Origin of the sequence: Aeromonas sp. QDB63 (assembly GCF_027707425.1) — a bacterium.
Classification (GTDB): domain Bacteria; phylum Pseudomonadota; class Gammaproteobacteria; order Enterobacterales; family Aeromonadaceae; genus Aeromonas; species Aeromonas caviae.
Map to the genome: position 1 here is coordinate 36846 of NZ_JAPCIS010000008.1, position 18740 is coordinate 55585.

Annotated in this window: 14 protein-coding genes; 3 read left to right on the forward strand and 11 right to left on the reverse strand. The window is 64.8% G+C overall.

The features are described 5' to 3' along the window. Nucleotides 1-83: 83 nt before the first annotated feature. Together PG879_RS07720 and PG879_RS07725 are read right to left on the reverse strand one after the other, a co-directional pair. On the reverse strand, nt 84-710 hold the full coding sequence (locus PG879_RS07720) for a 3'-5' exonuclease (RefSeq protein WP_029314461.1): 627 nt from the start codon (nt 708-710) through the stop codon (nt 84-86). Nucleotides 711-712: 2 nt separating this feature from the next. Continuing rightward, entirely contained in the window at nt 713-2500 is a 1788-nt protein-coding gene (locus PG879_RS07725) for a putative nucleotidyltransferase substrate binding domain-containing protein (RefSeq protein ID WP_041211372.1), read from the reverse strand. A 158-nt stretch (nt 2501-2658) separates the two neighbouring features. Between PG879_RS07725 and PG879_RS07730 the strand changes: the two genes are divergently transcribed. Then, entirely contained in the window at nt 2659-3465 is an 807-nt protein-coding gene (locus PG879_RS07730; RefSeq protein ID WP_270829989.1) for a crotonase/enoyl-CoA hydratase family protein, read from the forward strand. A gap of 67 nt (nt 3466-3532) precedes the next feature. On the opposite strand, the gene PG879_RS07735 is transcribed toward PG879_RS07730, so the two are convergent. After that, the gene (locus tag PG879_RS07735; protein WP_010674582.1) at nt 3533-5032 is read right to left on the reverse strand and encodes an alanine/glycine:cation symporter family protein; all 1500 of its coding nucleotides are present in this window, start codon (nt 5030-5032) and stop codon (nt 3533-3535) included. Between the two features lie 330 nt (nt 5033-5362). Here PG879_RS07735 and PG879_RS07740 point away from each other — a divergent pair, with 330 nt between their 5' ends. Both PG879_RS07740 and PG879_RS07745 read left to right on the forward strand, forming a co-directional pair. Further along, nucleotides 5363-5776 (forward strand): GNAT family N-acetyltransferase, encoded by a 414-nt coding sequence (locus tag PG879_RS07740; RefSeq protein WP_029314462.1) that lies wholly within the window; start codon nt 5363-5365, stop codon nt 5774-5776. Between the two features lie 18 nt (nt 5777-5794). Further along, nucleotides 5795-6604: a zinc-dependent peptidase gene (locus PG879_RS07745; protein WP_201890545.1), complete on the forward strand. Its 810-nt coding sequence runs from the start codon at nt 5795-5797 to the stop codon at nt 6602-6604. A gap of 80 nt (nt 6605-6684) precedes the next feature. On the opposite strand, the gene PG879_RS07750 is transcribed toward PG879_RS07745, so the two are convergent. The 8 genes from PG879_RS07750 to PG879_RS07785 form a co-directional block, all read right to left on the reverse strand. After that, complete coding sequence (locus tag PG879_RS07750) at nt 6685-7281, reverse strand: acetate uptake transporter (protein WP_029314465.1); 597 nt, start codon at nt 7279-7281, stop codon at nt 6685-6687. A 1106-nt stretch (nt 7282-8387) separates the two neighbouring features. Beyond that, complete coding sequence (locus tag PG879_RS07755) at nt 8388-11294, reverse strand: DUF748 domain-containing protein (RefSeq protein WP_010674586.1); 2907 nt, start codon at nt 11292-11294, stop codon at nt 8388-8390. 271 nt (nt 11295-11565) lie between these two features. Next, the gene (locus tag PG879_RS07760; protein ID WP_010674587.1) at nt 11566-11979 is read right to left on the reverse strand and encodes a MerR family transcriptional regulator; all 414 of its coding nucleotides are present in this window, start codon (nt 11977-11979) and stop codon (nt 11566-11568) included. A gap of 54 nt (nt 11980-12033) precedes the next feature. Continuing rightward, nucleotides 12034-13005: a hydroxymethylglutaryl-CoA lyase gene (locus PG879_RS07765; protein ID WP_010674588.1), complete on the reverse strand. Its 972-nt coding sequence runs from the start codon at nt 13003-13005 to the stop codon at nt 12034-12036. Then, nucleotides 13002-14966, reverse strand: coding sequence for an acetyl/propionyl/methylcrotonyl-CoA carboxylase subunit alpha (locus PG879_RS07770; protein WP_202007296.1), 1965 nt, complete (start codon nt 14964-14966; stop codon nt 13002-13004). The genes PG879_RS07765 and PG879_RS07770 overlap by 4 nt, the downstream gene beginning before the upstream one ends. Nucleotides 14967-15075: 109 nt before the next feature. Continuing rightward, on the reverse strand, nt 15076-15924 hold the full coding sequence (locus PG879_RS07775) for an enoyl-CoA hydratase-related protein (protein ID WP_010674591.1): 849 nt from the start codon (nt 15922-15924) through the stop codon (nt 15076-15078). 9 nt (nt 15925-15933) lie between these two features. Beyond that, nucleotides 15934-17550 (reverse strand): carboxyl transferase domain-containing protein, encoded by a 1617-nt coding sequence (locus tag PG879_RS07780; RefSeq protein ID WP_270829991.1) that lies wholly within the window; start codon nt 17548-17550, stop codon nt 15934-15936. Further along, nucleotides 17547-18695 (reverse strand): isovaleryl-CoA dehydrogenase, encoded by a 1149-nt coding sequence (locus PG879_RS07785; protein WP_010674593.1) that lies wholly within the window; start codon nt 18693-18695, stop codon nt 17547-17549. The genes PG879_RS07780 and PG879_RS07785 overlap by 4 nt, the downstream gene beginning before the upstream one ends. Nucleotides 18696-18740 lie beyond the last annotated feature (45 nt).

The window sequence follows — 18740 nt, forward strand, 5'->3', positions numbered from 1 at the left end:
TCAGCGGTGGATGAGGGGTTCCCTACCGGACAGCACGGCTGTCCATGTAAGCAAAATGTGAATTAAATGTTATTTCCGAACAATTAGACTTTGGGATAAGCCAGCGGGCCGCCCTGATGCAGGCGTACAAAGACAAGGGCGGCGGTGACAGCATCGCTCAGGGCGTCGTGGGGGGGCAGGGCTGGCAGCGCCAGATGGCGACAGATCGCGGCCAGGTGCAGATCGATGGCGGCGTCGGGATAGCGGCGATAGAGGTGATCGTGATAGAGGCGGCTCACCTCGATGCCGCGCTGGGGCAGGGTGAGCCCCCACAGCCGTTGGCAGGCGAGGTTGAGAATGCGCAGGTCATAGGCGATGTGATACCCCACCAGCTCACGGGGGCCGATGAACTCCAGCAGCGCGCGCAGCGCGGGCTCCAGTGCCATTCCCTGTTGCAGATCCTGATGGCGCAGGCCGTGGATCACCACGGACCCGGCGCTCAGGCTGGCGGGAGCCTGGACCCGGATGGCAAGGGCATCGCCCGTCTCTATCCGGTTGCCCCGGATGCGCACCGCCCCGATGGAGACGATCTCCGCCAGCGCCGGATCCAGGCTGGTGGTCTCGAAGTCCAGCGCCACCCACTCGTCGCCAGCAGGGCGGGCAAAGAGCGGGGCAAACTCCCCCTCCCGAAACGTCCTGCCAAGCCAGCGGCGGCGCCAGTGCATCCACATCGCTATTGCCTAAGACGAAAGTGCAAGGTGAGCCATTGCTGGAACTTCTTCACCTGGTGCAGGGCATGGCGCAGCAGATCCCGCTCTGCGGGGCCGAGGTCGGCCACCCGCACCCGTCCGTCTCCCTCCTGCAACTGGCTGCGCAGCCGAAGCCGCATGAACAGCCGGAAGGCCTCCGCCAGATTGGTGCCATAGTCCCGGCTGAGGCGTCCCTGGCCCACCAGGGCCTCGATGCGCCCCGTGGTCGAGGTCTCCAGGATCCCCGCCTCCAGGGAGAGTACCCGGACGCCGTGGACCAGAGGGAAGAGGCCGCCCCGCTTGAGATCCAGCCCCTCCGGGGCTTGCTCCAGCCTGCCAAAGAGGGTGAGGGGGGCGTGAAAGGCGACGGCGGCCCTTGCCATCTCCGCCAGCAGATCCGGCCGGTCGGCGAGGCAGGCCCGCAGGTGACGGGCGACGGGGGCGAGCCGGGCGCGATCTCCCGTGATGGCCTGGGCATCTGCCAGGGTGGCGAGCCAGAGCAGATCCGCTTCGCTGGCGCGCACACAGGCCTGCTCTATCCCTTGCAGCCAGCCGCCAAGCGGCTTCACCCAGGCCGGGTTGTTGACCATCACCCTGCCCGGGCAAGGGGGATAACCCAGGCGCGCCAGCAGGGCGCTGAAGGCGGCCAGATCCGCCGACTGGGTGGGCCACGGCAGGCCATCCGGCAGGATCAGGGCATTGTCCTGATCGGTTTTCTGGATCTGTTCGCCACGCCCCTCCGACCCCAGCATCAGCAGGCACACCTGCTCTTGCTGCGCCGCGGGGATCACCAGGGAAAAGGCCTTGGCGATCAACTGCTCGTTGATGGTGGCGATGAGCTTCATCAGGAACAGGGTGTGGATCCCCTGGGCAAACAGGGAGCGAATGAGCTGCTGCTGCTCCCGGGCGACCGCCTCGAGGGCGGCCGGGGAGTCGGCGCGGGCGATGCGCAGGGTCAACACATGGGAGTGGGTGGAGAAGAGCCCGAGCACCTGGGTCAAATGCAGGATGCCTGCCACCTCCTGCCCCTGCCAGATGACCAGGCGCTTGATGCGGTGGCGGGTCATCAGCAGCAGGGCATCGAACAGATAGCTCCCCAGTGGCAGACCCGTCAGCGGGGTGGGGGTCAGCACCGCCAGCGGCGCACTGAGCGGCAATCCCTTGAGGGTGAGGGCGTGGAGCAGGGTCTTGCGGGTGGCCAGGCTCAGGCTGCCGTCTGCTCCGGGATAGAGCAGGCAGTCGGTGCCCCTGGCCACCATGGCCTCGGTGGCGGCCAGGAGCGAGAGGCTGCTTTCCACGATGAGCGGCGCCTGCAGATGGTCGGGAGCGATGCGGGTCAGGATGAACTCCGCCAGGTTCTGCTGCCCGAGCTGGCTGCGCCGCTCCTGCTCCCGCTGGCGCTCCGCCAGGGTGGCGGTGAAGTAGCGGGCGATATGGGGGTGCGCGTCGCACAGGGCCAGAAAGACGGGGCGGGGAATGAGCTGGCAGAGGGTATCTTCCAGGGCGGCGAAACGGTGGCGGCAGTGCCCGTCAAACTGGGCACGGACGTCGAACATGTCCCCCTCGCCATAGTCGCCAAAGGATTGATGGGGGGCAGACTCTTCCACGGCCCCCTTGATGATGAGGTAGAGCCCGGCGGGCTCCTCCCCGGCGTGCTGCACCGTCTGGCCCGCGCGAAAGTAGCAGATGCTGAGGTGCTGACCGAGCCGCTGGCGTGCCTCCTCGTCCAGGCCGTCGAACGGTGGACGGGCAAAATTGAACAGAAGTGACATGAGAGGCTCCACCGTGACCATGGGGCCAGTCTGACAAAGGCTCTACCACCGGGCCAGCCGACTTTAGTCGCAGGCCCGGGGCGGCCTCCCTGTACCTGCCCATAACACTCTGGTAACGTTGTGGTATGACCAGTTGAATCAAAAGGACGAAGACGGAGATGGAAAAGCCAAGGGTCAAATGGGTGTTTCAGGAGGGGATCGCCGAGGTGATGCTCTGCCGGGGGGACAAGCTCAACGCGCTGGATCGGGCCATGTTCGACGCCATCGACGAGACGCTGAACGCGCTATCCCGGCAAAAAGGGCTGCGGGCCGTGATCCTGCACGGGGAGGGGCGGGCGTTCTGCGCCGGGCTGGATGTGAAATCCATGCTGAGGCAGCCTGTGGCGGCGCTGGAGATCCTCAAGCGCGAGGCGGACGAGGCGACCAACCTGGCCCAGCGGGTGGCCTATGGCTGGCATCAACTGCCGGTGCCCGTGATTGCGGTGACCCAGGGGGTCTGTTTTGGCGGCGGCCTGCAAATAGCGCTCGGCGCCGATTTTCGCTTCAGCACCCCGGATTGCCGCTTCTCGGTGATGGAGATCAAGTGGGGCATCATCCCCGACATGAGCGGCAGCGTCACCCTGCGCAACCTGATGGGGATGGATACCGCCATGGAGCTTGCCATGAGCGGGCGCGAGCTGGAAGCCAGCGAAGCCAAGTCCCTCGGCCTGGTGAGCCGGGTGTGCGCGGATCCCCTGGAAGAGGCGCGGGCCTTTGCCCGGACCCTGATCACCAAGTCGCCGGATGCGCTGGCGGGGATCAAGCAGCTCTACACCCAGGCCTGGGCTCGCAGTGAGGAGGCCATGCTCAAGGAAGAGACCCGGTTGCAGAGGCAGATCCTGGGGCGCCCCAACCAGTGGCGGGCGACCCTCAACAGCCTGTTTCGCTGGCGCCTGCCATTCGGACCGCGCCGCAACGCGCTTTGAACCCCTCACCCATCCAACACAAATGAAAATGGCAGCCGAAGCTGCCATTTTGCATTGTGCCGTCTGATTACTTGGCAACGGTATCCGGGTCCGCCTCGAAGGGGTGGCCGGTTTGCTCGCGCATCAGGTTTACTTCGGCGCGGTTTTCAATCCAGTAGTCCGCGTTCTTGATGCCGAGCTTTTCCGGGTGGAACACGGGATCCAGACCCTTGGCCAGCTGTGCCTCGTAGTCTTTCAGACAGGCGAAAGCCGGCTTTTGCAGCATCAGGATGGCACCGATGTTGAGCCAGGCCATCAGGCCGACCCCGATGTCACCCAGGCCCCAGGCCAGATCGGCGGTCTTGACGGTGCCGTAGACGGTGGCAGCCATCAGCGCAATCTTCAGCAGGAAGGTGAGCCAGGGGCGGTTAATCTTGCGGTTGACAAAAGCGATGTTGGTTTCGGCGATGTAGTAGTAGGCCACGATGGTGGTGAAGGCGAAGAAGAACAGGGCGATGGCGACGAAGTAGTTGCCAAAGCCTGGCATCATGCTCTCCATGGCGGTCTGCACATAGCCGGGGCCTGCCGCGATGCCGGCGATGCCGGTGTAGAGGGCGGCACCGTCCGGCCCCTGCACGTTGTACAGGCCAGTGATGAGCAGCATGAAGCCGGTGGCGGAGCAGACGAACAGGGTGTCGATATAGACGGAGAACGCCTGCACCAGGCCCTGCTTGGCCGGGTGGCTCACCGCCGCGGCGGAGGAGGCGTGGGGGCCAGTCCCCTGGGCGGCTTCGTTGGAGTAGACCCCGCGCTTGACACCCCACATGATGGCCAGACCCAGAATGGCGCCGAAGCCGGCTTCCATCCCGAAGGCACTCTTCCAGATGAGCAGGATCACGCCCGGCAGTTGGCCGATGTTCAGGGCGATGATGACGCAGGCCACGATGATGTAACCCAGCGCCATGAAGGGCACCACGGTACTGGCGAAATTGGCGATGCGTTTGACGCCGCCGAAGATGATGAAACCGAGCAGCAGCGCCAGACCGGCGGCGGTCACGTTGGGGTCGATGGCAAAGGCGGTCTGCAGGCTGGAGCCGATGGAGTTTGCCTGCACGCCCGGCAGCAGTACGCCGCAGGCGAAGATGGTGGCGATGGCGAAGGTCCAGGCATACCACTTCATGCCCAGGCCCTTCTCGATGTAGAAGGCCGGACCGCCGCGATATTCACCGTTGATCTTCTCCTTGTAGACCTGGCCCAGGGTGGACTCCACGAAGGCGGAGCTGGCGCCAAGGAAGGCGACCATCCACATCCAGAACAGGGCGCCCGGGCCGCCGAAGGTGATGGCAGTGGCCACACCGGCGATGTTGCCGGTACCGACGCGACCGGCCAGGGTCATGGAGAGTGCCTGGAAGGAGGAGACACCGGCATCGTTGCCCTTGCCCTGAAACATCAGGCGTATCATGCCTTTCAAGTGGCGCAGTTGCAGGAAACGGCTGCGCAGGGAGAAGTAGAGGCCTACCCCCAGACACAGATAGATGAGCGCTGGGCTCCAAATCACGCCATTGATGGCATTGACGATCTCATTCATGTACAACAACTCCTTTGTTGCGCTGTCTTGGCGAGGTCTATATGCCTCGCTCCCTTAACATTGAAATATGCGGTGACCAAGGGGGTCACTCAGGATTGTGCGGGACTTTCGACTGGTTAGTCCGCGGGATTTAACATATCGGTTTGTTCAGGGCCTTCCTAGTGAAAAGTGTTGTGGCTTTGTTAATTTGTGAATTGACATTAACAAATGGTGAATGGAACTGGACAAGATTCGGTACATACCCATCATCTGCCGCTTTGCCATGCCCAGAGGGCTGATTGAGGTAATGCAAATAGGAGGCCAGGAGTGGCAACAAGGGAAAACAGATACATCATTCGCCTCGCCGGGGAGGCGGATGGGGCCGGATTGACGGGGTTGTTTGCCCAGTTGGGCTACCCCAACCCTGACGGGGCGGTCAGCGCCAGGCTGGCCCAGCCCGATCCGGCGCGGGAGGTACTGGTAGCCCTGTGCGAGGGGATCCCGGTGGGGGTGCTGGTGTGGCACCACTTGCAACCCATGCACCTTGCACCAGCCTGGGGCCTGATCTCGGCGCTGGTTGTCGATGAGGGTGCAAGGGGCGGGGGCATCGGGGCCCTGCTGCTGGCGGCGGCAGAGCAGCGGGCGGCAGCCCTGGGGTGCGGCCAGCTGGAGCTCTCCAGCAGCCTCAAGCGCGAAGGGGCGCACCGATTTTATCTGGCGCAAGGGTATTGCGAGCGTCCGAAACGTTTTGTGAAAGCTGTCTGATTGGCAAGAGGAGTCTGTGTGTTCTGGTCCAGGTTGAAAGAGGTATTGGGTGGTGCATCTCCCCGGGAGCCTCGTCTCCCAGAAGAGCAGGAGTGGCGCGAGGCGCTGGCGGCGGTGCCCATCTTGCAGGGGCTTGAAGAAGAAGAGGCGCAGAGGCTGATGGAGCTGGCGCGCCATTTTCTCTCGCGCAAGACCCTCACCCAGATCGGGGTGGAACTGACGCCCCACCAGCAGGGGGTGCTGGCCCTGCAGGCAGTGCTGCCCATCCTGCACCTGGGGTTCGATTGGTATCGAGGTTTCCACGAGGTGATCATCATCCCCGAGCCCGTGACCCGTCGTCAGGAGGTGCAGGACGAGTTCGGGCTGGTGAGCGAATTTGAAGAGGAGAACGCCGGTGAATCCTGGCCCCAGGGGCCACTGGTGCTGGCCTGGAGCGAATTGCAGCAGGACGGGGACTGGGACGGATTCAACCTGGTGATCCATGAGCTTGCCCACAAGCTCGACATGCTGGGAGGGGATGCGGACGGTGCACCGCCCCTGCCGCGGGGCATGGATCCCCAGCAATGGACCCGGGCGCTGCAAGGTGCGTTTGACGAGATGAACGATCAGTTGACCAGAGAGGAGGTGACCGAGATAGACCCCTACGCCGCCTCGCACCCCGCCGAATTCTTCGCGGTGTGCAGCGAGAGCTTCTTCACCGATCCGTTGCGTCTGCGTGCCGTCTACCCTGCGGTCTATGACCAGTTCGCCCGCTTCTACGGTCAGGATCCCGCTGCCCGCTACCCGGCCACCCGGTTGCTGGCCGGAGATCCCGGAGCGCAGGGCTGACCGGCACTGCGTCCGGGCGGCAGAAACACAAAAGGCACCCCTGAGGGTGCCTTTTTCGTGACAGCGATGTCGCCGGGTGCTTAGGCAGCGGCTTTGAGCTGGGCGGGAGCGGCTTTCTTCTGCTCGCCGATGGGCAGCACGGTGCGACCGAACTGCTCGTTGATCACGGTGGCCATGGCCAGGTAGATGGCGCTGGCGCCGCAGATGATGCCTTCGAAACCGGCGATGGTGCCGATCAGGGTACTGCCGGTGAAGTCACGGGCAGCCAGCAGGAAGAACAGCACGGTCAGGGAGGCGAACACGAACTGCTTCACGCGGGGGAAGTTGACGGTCCCGATCAGCATGAACAGGGTGAACATGCCCCACATCAGCAGGTACCAGCCCATGTAGGCGTGCGGGGTGGCCTCGGCCAGACCCATGGTCGGCATCACCAGCAGGAACACCAGGCTCCACCAGAAGGTGCCGTAGGAGATGAAGGCGGTGACACCGAAGGTGTTGCCACGCTTGTACTCCATGATGCCGGCGATGATCTGGGCCAGACCGCCATAGCACAGACCCATGGCCAGGATCATGGCGCTGATGGGGAAGAAACCTGCGTTATGGATGTTCAGCAGAATGGTGGTCATACCGAAACCCATCAGACCCAGAGGGGCAGGGTTGGCCAATTTTTCGCTCACGTGGTGTTCTCCAACAATAGAGGTGGGGTTGATAAAAGACGCGCGATTTTAGGCAGGCTCAGGGTCCCGGGCAAGGGGGGGACACACAGAAATGGTAAAAAAAGAACACGAAAGTTTAAGTGGCCAACCATTCGTGCCATTCAGGTAGACGAGTGGTGAATGAAAAACGTTTTCAACGTTGCGATTTTGTATAAAAGGCAACTTGGCATGAAAGTCGGCAACGACGATGGTGACTGGGACTGGTGAGGGAAACGCGCCCCGGATGGTCGCGTCATGGCGGTTTGATTGAAAAATGAGTTCATATGCCATCAGACCAGAGTGTTTCCCTCCTGTTTGTGGCGCATGGACCTCCCGTATCGCTTGCCATCGCAGTGTCCGTTGCGCTCCCCATTTTCTCGTCAACCCCGCGCTCGCCACCGTGTTCCCTACACAAGGGCGGGGCGCCTGAGAAACCCGCAGGCGCGCTGTGTTGACTGCCACGGGCGAAAGGGGCGCAAGATTAACGGGCAGGATCAGAGGCTGCCCTTGTCAGAAAGCCAGAGGCGGGATGGGCCATGGGCCCAGTAAAGACGCTTCGAAATGGAAGGGGGGCGCGGGGTTGGCCCTTTGGCGTGCGCGAGAGGGTGTTCAGGATTGGCCCGATTAGACACTGTATATCTAATCGGGCCATCTATTTTGACATGCCGACATGCCGACATGCCGACATGCCGACATGCCGACATGCGGGATAACGGGATAACGGGATAACGGGATAACGGGATAACGAGATCTTTCGAGACGGCTAGCGAGAGATAAATCCTGATGGCAGGGGTCGGGGGAGGTTAGAGAAGGGGAGGCAAGCAGGGATAAGGCAGCTCCACCATGATGTCGCCGCCGCTAGGCACAAAGGGAACAGCAGGGGCAAAGCGCGGGACCAGCCACCGCCCGCTCGCTCCGGCGGGAAAGAAAGGGATGAGAAAGGGTCGAGCAACTGGCACCGCACGGGTATCTGGGCGGTGGGCACCTTAAATGGCCAGGAAGGCGTTATCCGGTGGGGGTCGGGGGTGGGAGCCCCTTGGGCCATATGCCGTCGGGGCAAACAAGAGGGGCATCCGGCGGGCGCCGGATCAGTTGTCCAGGGTCAGCACCACCTTGGCTTCCTTGTCCGTCTCCTTCACCTGGCTGTCGAGCACGAAGAGGCGCTCCGGCGCGATGCCCTGGGTATCCACCAGATACTCCTTGGTGTTCTGGGCGCGGCGCATGGCGAGGTTTCGCAGGGACTTGGCGGTGATGAGCTGCTGATCCCGTAGCAGGAGCACCGCCTGGGCGCGCAGGGCCTCGCTCCCTTCATCGAGTCGCAACCGGTCGGCCAGATCCCCGAGATCTTCGTTGAACTTAGCTTCATAGGCCTCTGCCAGTGCGGATTGCATGGCGGGATCCTGCTCCAGCAGCGTCAAATCCACCGGGCTGCCGGTGGTCTTGGCCAGCAGCCGCTCAAGCTTCTGGCGCTGGAGGATGGGGCGCTCTTCGTTGAAGTTGACCTTGCCGCGAATGTTCATGCTGAGCTTGGGCCTCTCCTTGAGGGCCTGCGCGAGGGTGGTCAGCTTGGTCTGCTGGGTCGGGGTCAGGGCGGGATCGCCAGGTAGGAAGGGGAGCTCGTCGAGATCCTTGGTGCCCCCCGTCAAGGACGCAAGCAGGGAGAAGGGGGAGGTGATGGCCTTGCCGAGGGTATTGCCGAGCACGTCCCAGAAGATGTTGCCCAGGCTGAAATCAGGCTGATCCAGATTGCCCTTCACCTTGAGGTTCATCTTGATGACGCCGTTCGAATCGCTCAGCAGGGCGATGGCGAGGCCGAGGGGCAGATCCTTGGCCTGCTCGCTCTTGACCTTCTCCCCGAGTTGCAGCTTCTTGATGGTGATGTCGTTGTCCCCCTCCAGCCGGTTGCCCTGCAGCTTGTAGTTGAGTTTCATGGAGAGCTGCCCCTTGTCGATGGCATAGCCTGCATAGGTGCTGGAGTAGGGGGTGAAGGTGGTGAGCTCCAGATTGTTGAAGGCCACGGCCACATCCAGCACGGGATCCTCGATGAGCAGGTTGGCGCCCCCCCGGATGGTGACGGGGGCGTAGCGGTCCACCTTGCCGTTGAAGGCGAGCTCGGAGCGCTGCCCCGGGGTGTTGCTGATATGGCGGCTCTGGCCGTCGAGGGAGGCGATGTCCACCACGAACTCCGGGCTCAGGCTGCGATCGGCGAAGCGCAGGTTGCCCTGGGCGGTACGGATCTGATCGATGACGATGTGCGGGGCGGGGGCGCTCTCCCTGGCGTTCGCGGCGGGTTGCGGCAGCAGCAGTTGCTGCACGTTGGTGATCCCCTCTTCGTTGATCTCGATGCGGGCATAGGGTTTGCTCAGCAGGATGTCGGCGATGCGCAGTTGCTGGCTCAGGCCATCATAGTGCAGGCCGCTCAATTGCAGATTCTCTATCTGGAGCAGGCGCTGGTTGTCGGCCCGATCCAACACGTTGAGCCCCGCGACCTCGAGTCCACCGCTTATCTCCAGCTTGCTGATGGCCCCCTGGCGGTCGGTGGCCAGGTCCAGCCTGGTGCGGCTGGCAAGCTCGCCGTCCCGTACGCTGATGCGCAGCAGATCCTGCAGGTAGGGTTGAGCCAGGGTCAGCGGCAGCCCCTGCTGGCGGATGGCGCCGTTCAGGGTGAAGGGGGTCAGCCCCAGGGTGCCGTCAAACGCCACCGTCGTCCTGGTGTCGAGGGTTGCGTTGAGGGTGAGGGGGCTGGGTTGGGCGGTCTGGCTGCCAAGGGGCCCCAGGGTGAGGGCGAGGGCGGAGATGGCCCGTTTCAGGGGCTTGCCGCTGGTGGCTTCGGTCAGAGTGAGGCTGCCCTGGTCGATGCGGGTCTGCTTGAGGGCCCATTGCCAGGGCTTGGCGGGGGTGGCCGGTTGTTTGCCCCCCTTGGGGGTCTTCTGGGGGATCAACAGGTCCGCGAGATCCAGTTGTTGCTGTTGGTCGAGGACGGCGGTGATGGCCGGGCTCTTGAGGGTGGCGGCATCGAGCTCAAGGCGCTGCTTGTTGCCATCGATGCGGATCCCGGTCAGCGCCAACTGCTTGAAGCGGGCAAATTCCTCCCCCTTGTTGCGTGTGAGCTGCCAGTTGGCCAGGGTCAGCTTGCCCTTTGACAACTGCCAGTCCAGTCCCTGCTTGCCCTGGGTGAGGCGATAGGCGAGCTCGGCGCTGGCCTCCCCTTTGGCGAGGGTCGCCTTGAGATAGGGGGCCCAGAGGGGGGCGAAGGGGGCGATGGCCACCTTGCCAAGGCTGAGGTTGCCCTTGCCGGCGCCGCTCATCATGTCGAATTCCCCTTCGGCCTTGAGGGGGCTCTTCTCGTTGACGGTGGCGCTCAGGCGATAGGGGTTGAGCACCCCCTCTGCGCTGGAAAAGCCGGGCAGGTGCAGGGCGAGCTTGTCCAGGGTGAGGGGCGGGACCCACCCCGGGCTGCTCTGCTTGCGGCTGTCCCGGTAGCTGAGCCGGCCCTGCTCGACGGACAGCTTGCCGATGGTCACCAGCACGGGCTCGGCGCTAGCTGGCGGTGTTTGCTCCGGCGCAGGGGCGAGCAGGGAGGCCAGTGCATCGGTCAGGTTGAAGCGTGCCTCCCCCTTGAGATCCTCGAGGCGCACCAGATCTGCCCTGGGGGCGGTCAGGGTGGCCTCTTCCAGTACCAGGGCGCGCTGCTGCCAGCTCGCTTTCAAGGCGGGAATGAGCTTCAGCTCTTCAAATGACACCAGTGCTTGCTGCTTGTCATCGAGCAGGGCGCTGGGCCCCAGCACGAGGGAGGGGGAGCGGATCCCCACCTCTATCTTGCCAAGGGAGAGGTGCAGACCGTAATGGGTGGCAAGCCAGCCGGGGAGATGGCGCTGGATGAGGGTCGGCGCCTGCCAGAGCAGGATGGTGATGCCGATGAGCAGGAGCGCGAGAAGATAGAGGGCATAGCGCAGCAGACGAGCGGGCAGAGGCTTGAGCATGATGGTCTCCATTTGATGCGCATATGGTAGCAATTAATCGTGCCCGGTTCATGGGAAGGACTCATGAGGTGCGCCGCACTCTGACCGGGCTGGGGAATTATTGTGCGACCAAGGCCGGATTTCCCCCGTTTGCCCCACCTCGCCGCTTGCCCAAACCGCCCAGTCTGTCCGGCATGCCGTGACGGGCGATGTGGGGAACAAGGGGGTTGCCGGGTCAGGGCCTGCCACTGCGAATATCCACTGGAAAACCGGGATACCGGGGGCGAGATACCCCCAGAGTCTGTCAATCCCCGTCGGTTTTCAAGCCGCCGAGGGAGTGGATGCAGCGCTGCTCGGCGGCATCGAGCTCGGCCATCACCATCTGGATGTCCTCCAGTTGCTGGCGCAGGGAGTGGCGTCTGGCCTCGATGAGCTGGATCATGGAGTGAAGCTGCATCCGGCTGGAGCGGTCGGTGTCGTACATGTCGAACAGCTCGCGGATCTCCGCCAGGCTGAACCCGAGGCGCTTGCCGCGCAGGGTCAGTTTCAGGCGGATCCTGTCCTTGTGGCTGTAGATACGGGTCTGCCCCTCCCGGGTCGGGGTGATGAGCCCCTCGTCCTCGTAATAGCGGATGGTGCGGGGGGTGATGTCGAACTCCTGGGCCAGCTCCGAGATGCTGTAGGTCCTCTCCTTGCCACTGGCGTGTCTGGCTCTCATGGTGCGCCCTCCTGATGAGCTGGCGGGGTCCTGGCCCCGCGGCAAGGGCCGGGTTCATGATGCATGATGGCCTCCCGGGGGGCGCTGCTCACGCTCTTGTGCGAAGCGCCGCCCCCTCCCGTGCAGGGCCTGGCCGACCCGGGAGCCGTTGGGGCGCCCCAGCAGCTCGCTCACCCACTGGCCGGTGGCGGCCAGCTGGTCGAGGTCGACGCCGGTGCTCATGCCAAGGCCGTGCAGCAGATAGACCACCTCTTCCGACGCCACATTGCCGGAGGCACCGGGGGCATAGGGGCAGCCGCCGAGCCCGGCCACCGAGCAGTCGATGGTGCGGATCCCGCGCTCGAGCGCCGGCAGCAGGTTGGCCAGCCCCTGGCCGTAGGTGTCGTGAAAATGAACCGCAAGCCGGCCCGCCGGGATCTCGTGCAGCACCGCATCCAGCATGGGAGCCACGGTGCCCGGGGTGCCGACGCCGATGGTGTCGCCGAGGGATATCTCATGGCAGCCCAGATCCAGCAGCCGCTCGGCAAGGGCGGCGACCCGTTTCGGGCGGGTCGGGCCGTCGAACGGGCAGGCGATGACGGTGGAGAGGTAGCCGCGCACCTTGATGCCGAGGCTGCGCGCCTCCTGCACCAGGGGAGCGAAGCGCACCAGGGACTCCTCCACGCTGATGCCGATGTTGGCTCGGGTGAAGCCGTCCGAGCAGGCGGTGAAGAGACCTATCTCGTCGGCGCGTGCGGCGACGGCGGCCTGCAGACCCTGCAGATTGGGCACCAGGGCGCCATAGCGGGTCGGCCCCCTGCGCGGCAGGGCATTAAAGAGTGCGGCGGAATCCGCCATCTGCGGCACCTTCTTGGGCGACACGAAGGCCCCCACCTCGATGCGCTGCAACCCGCTCTCGGCCAGGTGGGCGATGAGCGCCAGCCGCTGCGCCAGGGAGAGGGTGGCGGTCTCATTTTGCAGGCCGTCCCGCGGCCCCATCTCCACCAGGCTGACCTTGTCGTCCCGGTTCTCGTGCGTGTGGCTCATGAGCGCTCCTCCTGCGCGGTATGGTCCTCGGCAAAGCGCACCAGCACGGCGCCCTGGCTCACCTGTTCGCCCTGGCGGCACTGCAGGGCCTCAATCACCCCGTCCCGGTCAGCTTTGAGGACGTGCTCCATCTTCATTGCCTCCAGCACCAGCAGGGGTTGCCCCTTGCTGACCGGCTGGCCGGCCTCGACCTGCAGCGCCACCACGATGCCGTGCATGGGGGCCAGGATGCCCGGGACATGGCTCGTGTCGTGATCATGGTGGAGCTGATGATGCTGATCATCGAGCGAGAAGCGGATGCGCCTGCCCGCCAGGTGCAGCAAATAGGCGTCCTCGCCGAGGGGCTGCACCGGATAGCGCTGCCAATGTCCACCCTGGCACAGGCGGATCTGTTCTGACCCGAGTTCAAACGGGATCTGCTCGCCTTGCCAGAGTAGGCTGCCTGCCCGCTCGGCGAGGGTGAGAGTGCGGGTCTCCTCGCCGATGCGCACCGTGGCGCAAAAGCGGCGGGTGGGGCCCAGCCGAAAGCCTGCGGCCTGCTGCCAGGGGGAGGCATCGCGCTCGCAAGTGGCGAGCCAGAGGGTGGCGAGGGGCCAGGCGAGCGCAGGAACGGGCAGGGTGTCGGTGGGAATGGGCCACTGGGTGTGGTGGCGCATCGCCAGCACCTCTGGCGCTTCGCACAGGCGCTGCAGGAGCGGGCCGTTGTGCACCAGAGGGCCGAGATCCAGGGCTGCCAGGGCATCGGCCAGGGTGGCAAAGGCTTCGCTGCGGCTCGGTGCGTGGGCGACGAGCTTGGCGATCATGGGGTCGTAATAGGGGCTCACCTCATCGCCAGCGGTGACGCCGGTGTCGATGCGCACCCCCTTGGGCCAGGTGAGCCAGTGGATGGGGCCGCTCGCTGGCAGAAAACCGGCGGCCACGTCTTCGGCGTAGAGGCGCGCCTCCACCGCGTGGCCACGCAGCACCACCTGTTCCTGGGTGAGGGGCAGCGGTTTGCCCTCGGCCACCGCCAGCTGCCAGGCCACCAGATCCTGGCCTGTGATGGCCTCGGTAACCGGGTGCTCCACCTGCAACCGGGTGTTCATCTCCATGAAGAAGAACTCCTCCCCGCAGAGCAAAAACTCGATGGTGCCCGCCCCCCGATAGGCGATGGCCTTGGCCGCCGCCACGGCCGCCTCGCCCATGGCGCGGCGCAGGGCAGGGGAGATGTCGGGGGCGGGGGCCTCCTCGATCACCTTCTGGTGGCGGCGCTGCAAGGAGCAGTCCCGATCCCCCAGATAGATGGCGTTGCCAAGGGCATCGGCAAAGACCTGCACCTCCACGTGACGGGCGCGGGGGAGATAGCGCTCCAGCAGCACATGGTCGTCGCCAAAGGCGGCACTCGCCTCCCGCTTGACCGCCGCCAGGGCGTCGTCAAAGTCGGCCAGCTGATCGACCCGCCGCATCCCCTTGCCACCGCCGCCGCTGGCCGCCTTGATAAGGAGCGGGAAGCCCACCTGGCTCGCCTGATCGCGCAAAAAGTCGGGATGCTGATCCGCGCCGTGATAACCGGGCAGCACGGGGACGCCGGCTGCCTGCATCAGCCCTTTGGCCCCCGACTTGTCCCCCATGGCGAGGATGGCGGCGCCGCTTGGGCCGACAAAGCGCACGCCCCGCTGCTCGCAGGCGGTGGCAAAGTCGCTGTTCTCGGAGAGGAAACCGTAGCCCGGGTGGATGGCGTCGGCATTCGCTTCTTTGGCAATCTTGAGCACCTTGCCGGTGTCGAGGTAGCTCTCCCGGGCGGGGGCCGGCCCCAGATGCCAGGCTTCGTCGGCTTCGCGCACGTGCATGGCGCGGGCATCGGCGTCCGAGTAGAGGGCGATGGTGTGAATGCCGAGGCGCCGTGCTGTCTTGATGATGCGCACGGCGATTTCACCGCGATTGGCGATCAGCAGGCGCTTGATGGGAGTGTGATGGGTCATGCTGCCTCCCTGTTGTTCAAGGCGCACAAGTGCGAAGCGTGTTGATCCACACTCCCGTTATATTGACCACAGTTGGCGATCAGCAGGTGCTTGATGAGGTGGTATTGAGTCATGCTTCGTCCTTGAAACGGGGGCGCCAGGTTGGGGGGCGTTTGTCGAAGAAGGCCTGGATCCCCTCCTGGGCCTCGAGACCGACCCGTACCCGGGCGATGGTCTCGACGGTCTGCTCTTCGTGCTGGTGGCCTGGGCGCCCTTCGAGGGCGGCCAGCAGCCGCTTGGTCTCCTTCATCGCCTGGGGGCCGTTGCGACACAACCGCAGGGCCATGGCGCGTCCCTCCGCCAGCAACTGATCAGGCTGGCTGAGCCTGTGCACCACGTTGAGTCGGCAGGCGGTGATGGCATCGAAAGGCTCTGCGCTCAGCATGTAGCGGCGGGCCTGGCGCATCCCCATGGCGCGCACCACGTAGGGGCTGATCACCGCAGGCACCAGTCCCAGGGTCACCTCGGAGAGGCAGAAGCGGGCATTTTCGCTGGCCAGCACGATGTCGCAGGCGCAGACAAGGCCTAAGGCGCCGCCGTAGGCGGCCCCCTGCACCAGGGCTACCGTGGGGAAGGGCAGCTCGTCCAGTGCCTGCATCAGGTGGGCCAGCACCCGGGCGTCCTCGCGATTCTTGTCAAAGGCGCGGGGGTCGAACGCTTCCCCTGCCATCTTGCGCATCCACTCGAGATCGGCGCCCGCGCAAAAATGCGGCCCCTCGGCGCGCAGCAGCAGCACGTGGGGGCGGTCGGCGAGGGGCTGGCCGTGGGTCAGCTCGTCGAGGCAGTCGAGCAGCCCTTGCATCAGGTCGGCATCGAGGGCGTTGTGACGGGCCGGGCGGGCGAGCACCAGCTCGATCACCGGGCCGTGGCGCTCCAGGCGAAAATGGGCAAGGGGATCGTTGAAGAGCGGGTCTGACATATGAACTCCTTACATCCGGAAGATGCCGTACTGCCCGGGGCCCGGCTCGGCCCCCTGGCAGGCCGCCAGCGCCAGGGCGAGCACGGTGCGGCTCTGGGCCGGGTCGATGACGCCGTCATCCCACAGGCGAGCACTGGCGTAATAGGGGTGACCCTGGCGCTCGTACTGCGCGATCACCGGGGCGCGAATGGCGGCCGCCTCCGGCTCGCCCAGAGTCTTGCCCTCGGCGGCCAGCTTGTCCCGGCGCACCTGCACCAGCACCCCGGCCGCCTGCTCGCCCCCCATGACGGAGATGCGGCTGTTGGGCCAGCTGAAGAGAAAATCCGGTTCATAGGCGCGCCCGCACATGCCGTAGTTGCCGGCACCGAAGCTGCCGCCGACGATCAGAGTGATCTTGGGCACCCGGCTGCAGGCCACGGCGGTCACCAGCTTGGCGCCGTGCTTGGCGATCCCCTCTTTCTCCGCCGTACTCCCCACCATAAAGCCGGTGATGTTTTGCAGAAACAGCAGCGGGATCCCCCGCTGGTTGCAGAGCTGGATGAAGTGGGCCCCCTTCTGGGCGCTGTCGCTGTGCAGCACGCCGTTGTTGGCGAGGATCCCCACCTGCATGCCCTCAATGCGGGAAAAACCCGTCACCAAGGTAGTGCCGAACAACGCCTTGAATTCGTCAAACACAGAGCCATCCACTAGTCGGGCGATCAATTCTCGTGCGTCATAGGGGCGCTTGAGACTGGTGCCCACCAGGCCGTAGAGCTCCTCGATGGGGTAGTGCGGCTCATCATAGGAGGGAGCGGATGGGGCGGGTGACGCCGCCGTCTGGTTGTCACCCAGGTTGCTTACCAGGGTGCGGGTGATGGCCAGGGCATGGGCATCGTCCCTGGCCATGTGATCCGCCACCCCGGAGTGGACGCAGTGCACCTCGGCGCCGCCCAAGGCTTCTGCGCTGATCTCCTCACCGGTGGCGGCCTTGACCAGGGGCGGGCCCGCCAGAAAGAGGGTGGCCTGTTCCCTGACCATGATCGACTCGTCCGCCATGGCGGGCACGTAGGCACCCCCGGCGGTACAGAGTCCCATCACCACCGCCAGCTGGGGGATGCTCTGGGCCGACATGCGAGCCTGGTTGTAGAAGATGCGGCCAAAATGCTCCCGGTCGGGGAACACCTCGTCCTGCATGGGCAGGAAGGCACCGCCGGAATCCAGCAGATAGAGGCATGGGAGGCGCAGTCGCTCGGCAATGGCCTGGGCGCGCAGGTGCTTTTTCACCGTGAGGGGGTAGTAGGTGCCGCCCTTCACGGTGGCGTCATTCACCACCAGCATGCACAGGCGCCCCGAGACCCGTCCGATGCCGGTGAGGATGCCGGCAGCGGGCACCGGTTCGTCATAGACCTGCCAGCCAGCCAGCGCCGACAGTTCGAGAAAGGGGGAACCCGGGTCCAGCAGCTGGTCGATGCGCTCCCGGGGCAGCAGCTTGCCACGGGCCTGGTGGCGGGCCTTGTTGGCAGCACCGCCGCCCAAGGCTATCTCCTCCAGGCGGGCATTGAGATCGTCGACCAGTGCCTGCATGGCGGCACGATTGGCCTCATAGTCGGGGCTCGCGGTGTCGAGACGGGAGTGGATCCTGCTCATGCATTATCCCCCATCAGCTCGCGGCCGATGAGCCAGCGGCGGATCTCCGAGGTGCCGGCGCCGATTTCGTAGAGTTTGGCGTCCCGCAGCAGGCGGCCTGTGGGGTATTCGTTGATGTAGCCGTTGCCGCCGAGCAGCTGGATGGCATCGAGGGCCATCTGGGTGGCATTTTCGGCGGCAAACAGGATGGCGGCGGCGCAATCCTTGCGGCTGGTGCGGCCCTGATCGCAGGCGCTCGCCACCGAATAGACCAGCGCCCGGCTGCTGGCGAGACGGGTATACATGTCGGCGAGCTTGCCCTGCACCAGCTGGAACTCGCCGATGGCCTGGCCGAACTGCTTGCGCTCGCGCACATAGGGAAGCACCACGTCCATGCAGGCCTGCATGATGCCAAGGGGGCCTGCTGCCAGCACCACCCGCTCGTAGTCGAGCCCGCTCATCAGTACCTTGACCCCGCCGTGCAGGGGACCCAGCAGGTTCTCCTGCGGCACCCGGCAGTTGTCGAACACCAGCTCGCAGGTACTGGATCCGCGCATGCCGAGCTTGTCGAGCTTCTGGGCGGTGGAAAAACCGGGAGTTCCCGCCTCGACGATAAAGGCGGAAATACCTTTGGGCCCTGCAGCGGCATCGGTCTTGGCATAGATGACGAAGGTGTCGGCATCGGGCCCGTTTGTGATCCACATCTTGTTGCCGTTCAGCACGAAGTGATCCCCCTCGCGCACCGCGGTGAGGCGCATGCTCACCACATCGGAGCCGGCACCCGGCTCGCTCATGGCCAGCGCCCCCACGTGTTTGCCGCTGACGAGGGAGGGCAGATATTTCGCCTTCTGATCAGGGGTGCCGTGGCGGTGGATCTGGTTGATGCAGAGGTTGGAGTGAGCGCCGTAGGAGAGGCCGACCGAGGCGCTGGCGCGGCTCACCTGCTCCATCACCAGCACATGGGCCAGATAGCCGAGGTTCACCCCGTCATACTCCTCCGCCACCGTGATGCCGTGCAGCCCCAGCTCACCCATGCGGGGCCAGAGATCCCGGGGAAAAGCGTTGCTCTGATCGATCTCGCTGGCGCGCGGTGCGATCACTTTCTGGCAGAAAGCCTCGACCTGTTCGGTCAGGGCCTGGAGGGTTTCATCCATCAGGGCATGCATCCGTGCTCTCCTTGGTGCAGTGGACTGCCGATTTCCCCTGCCATC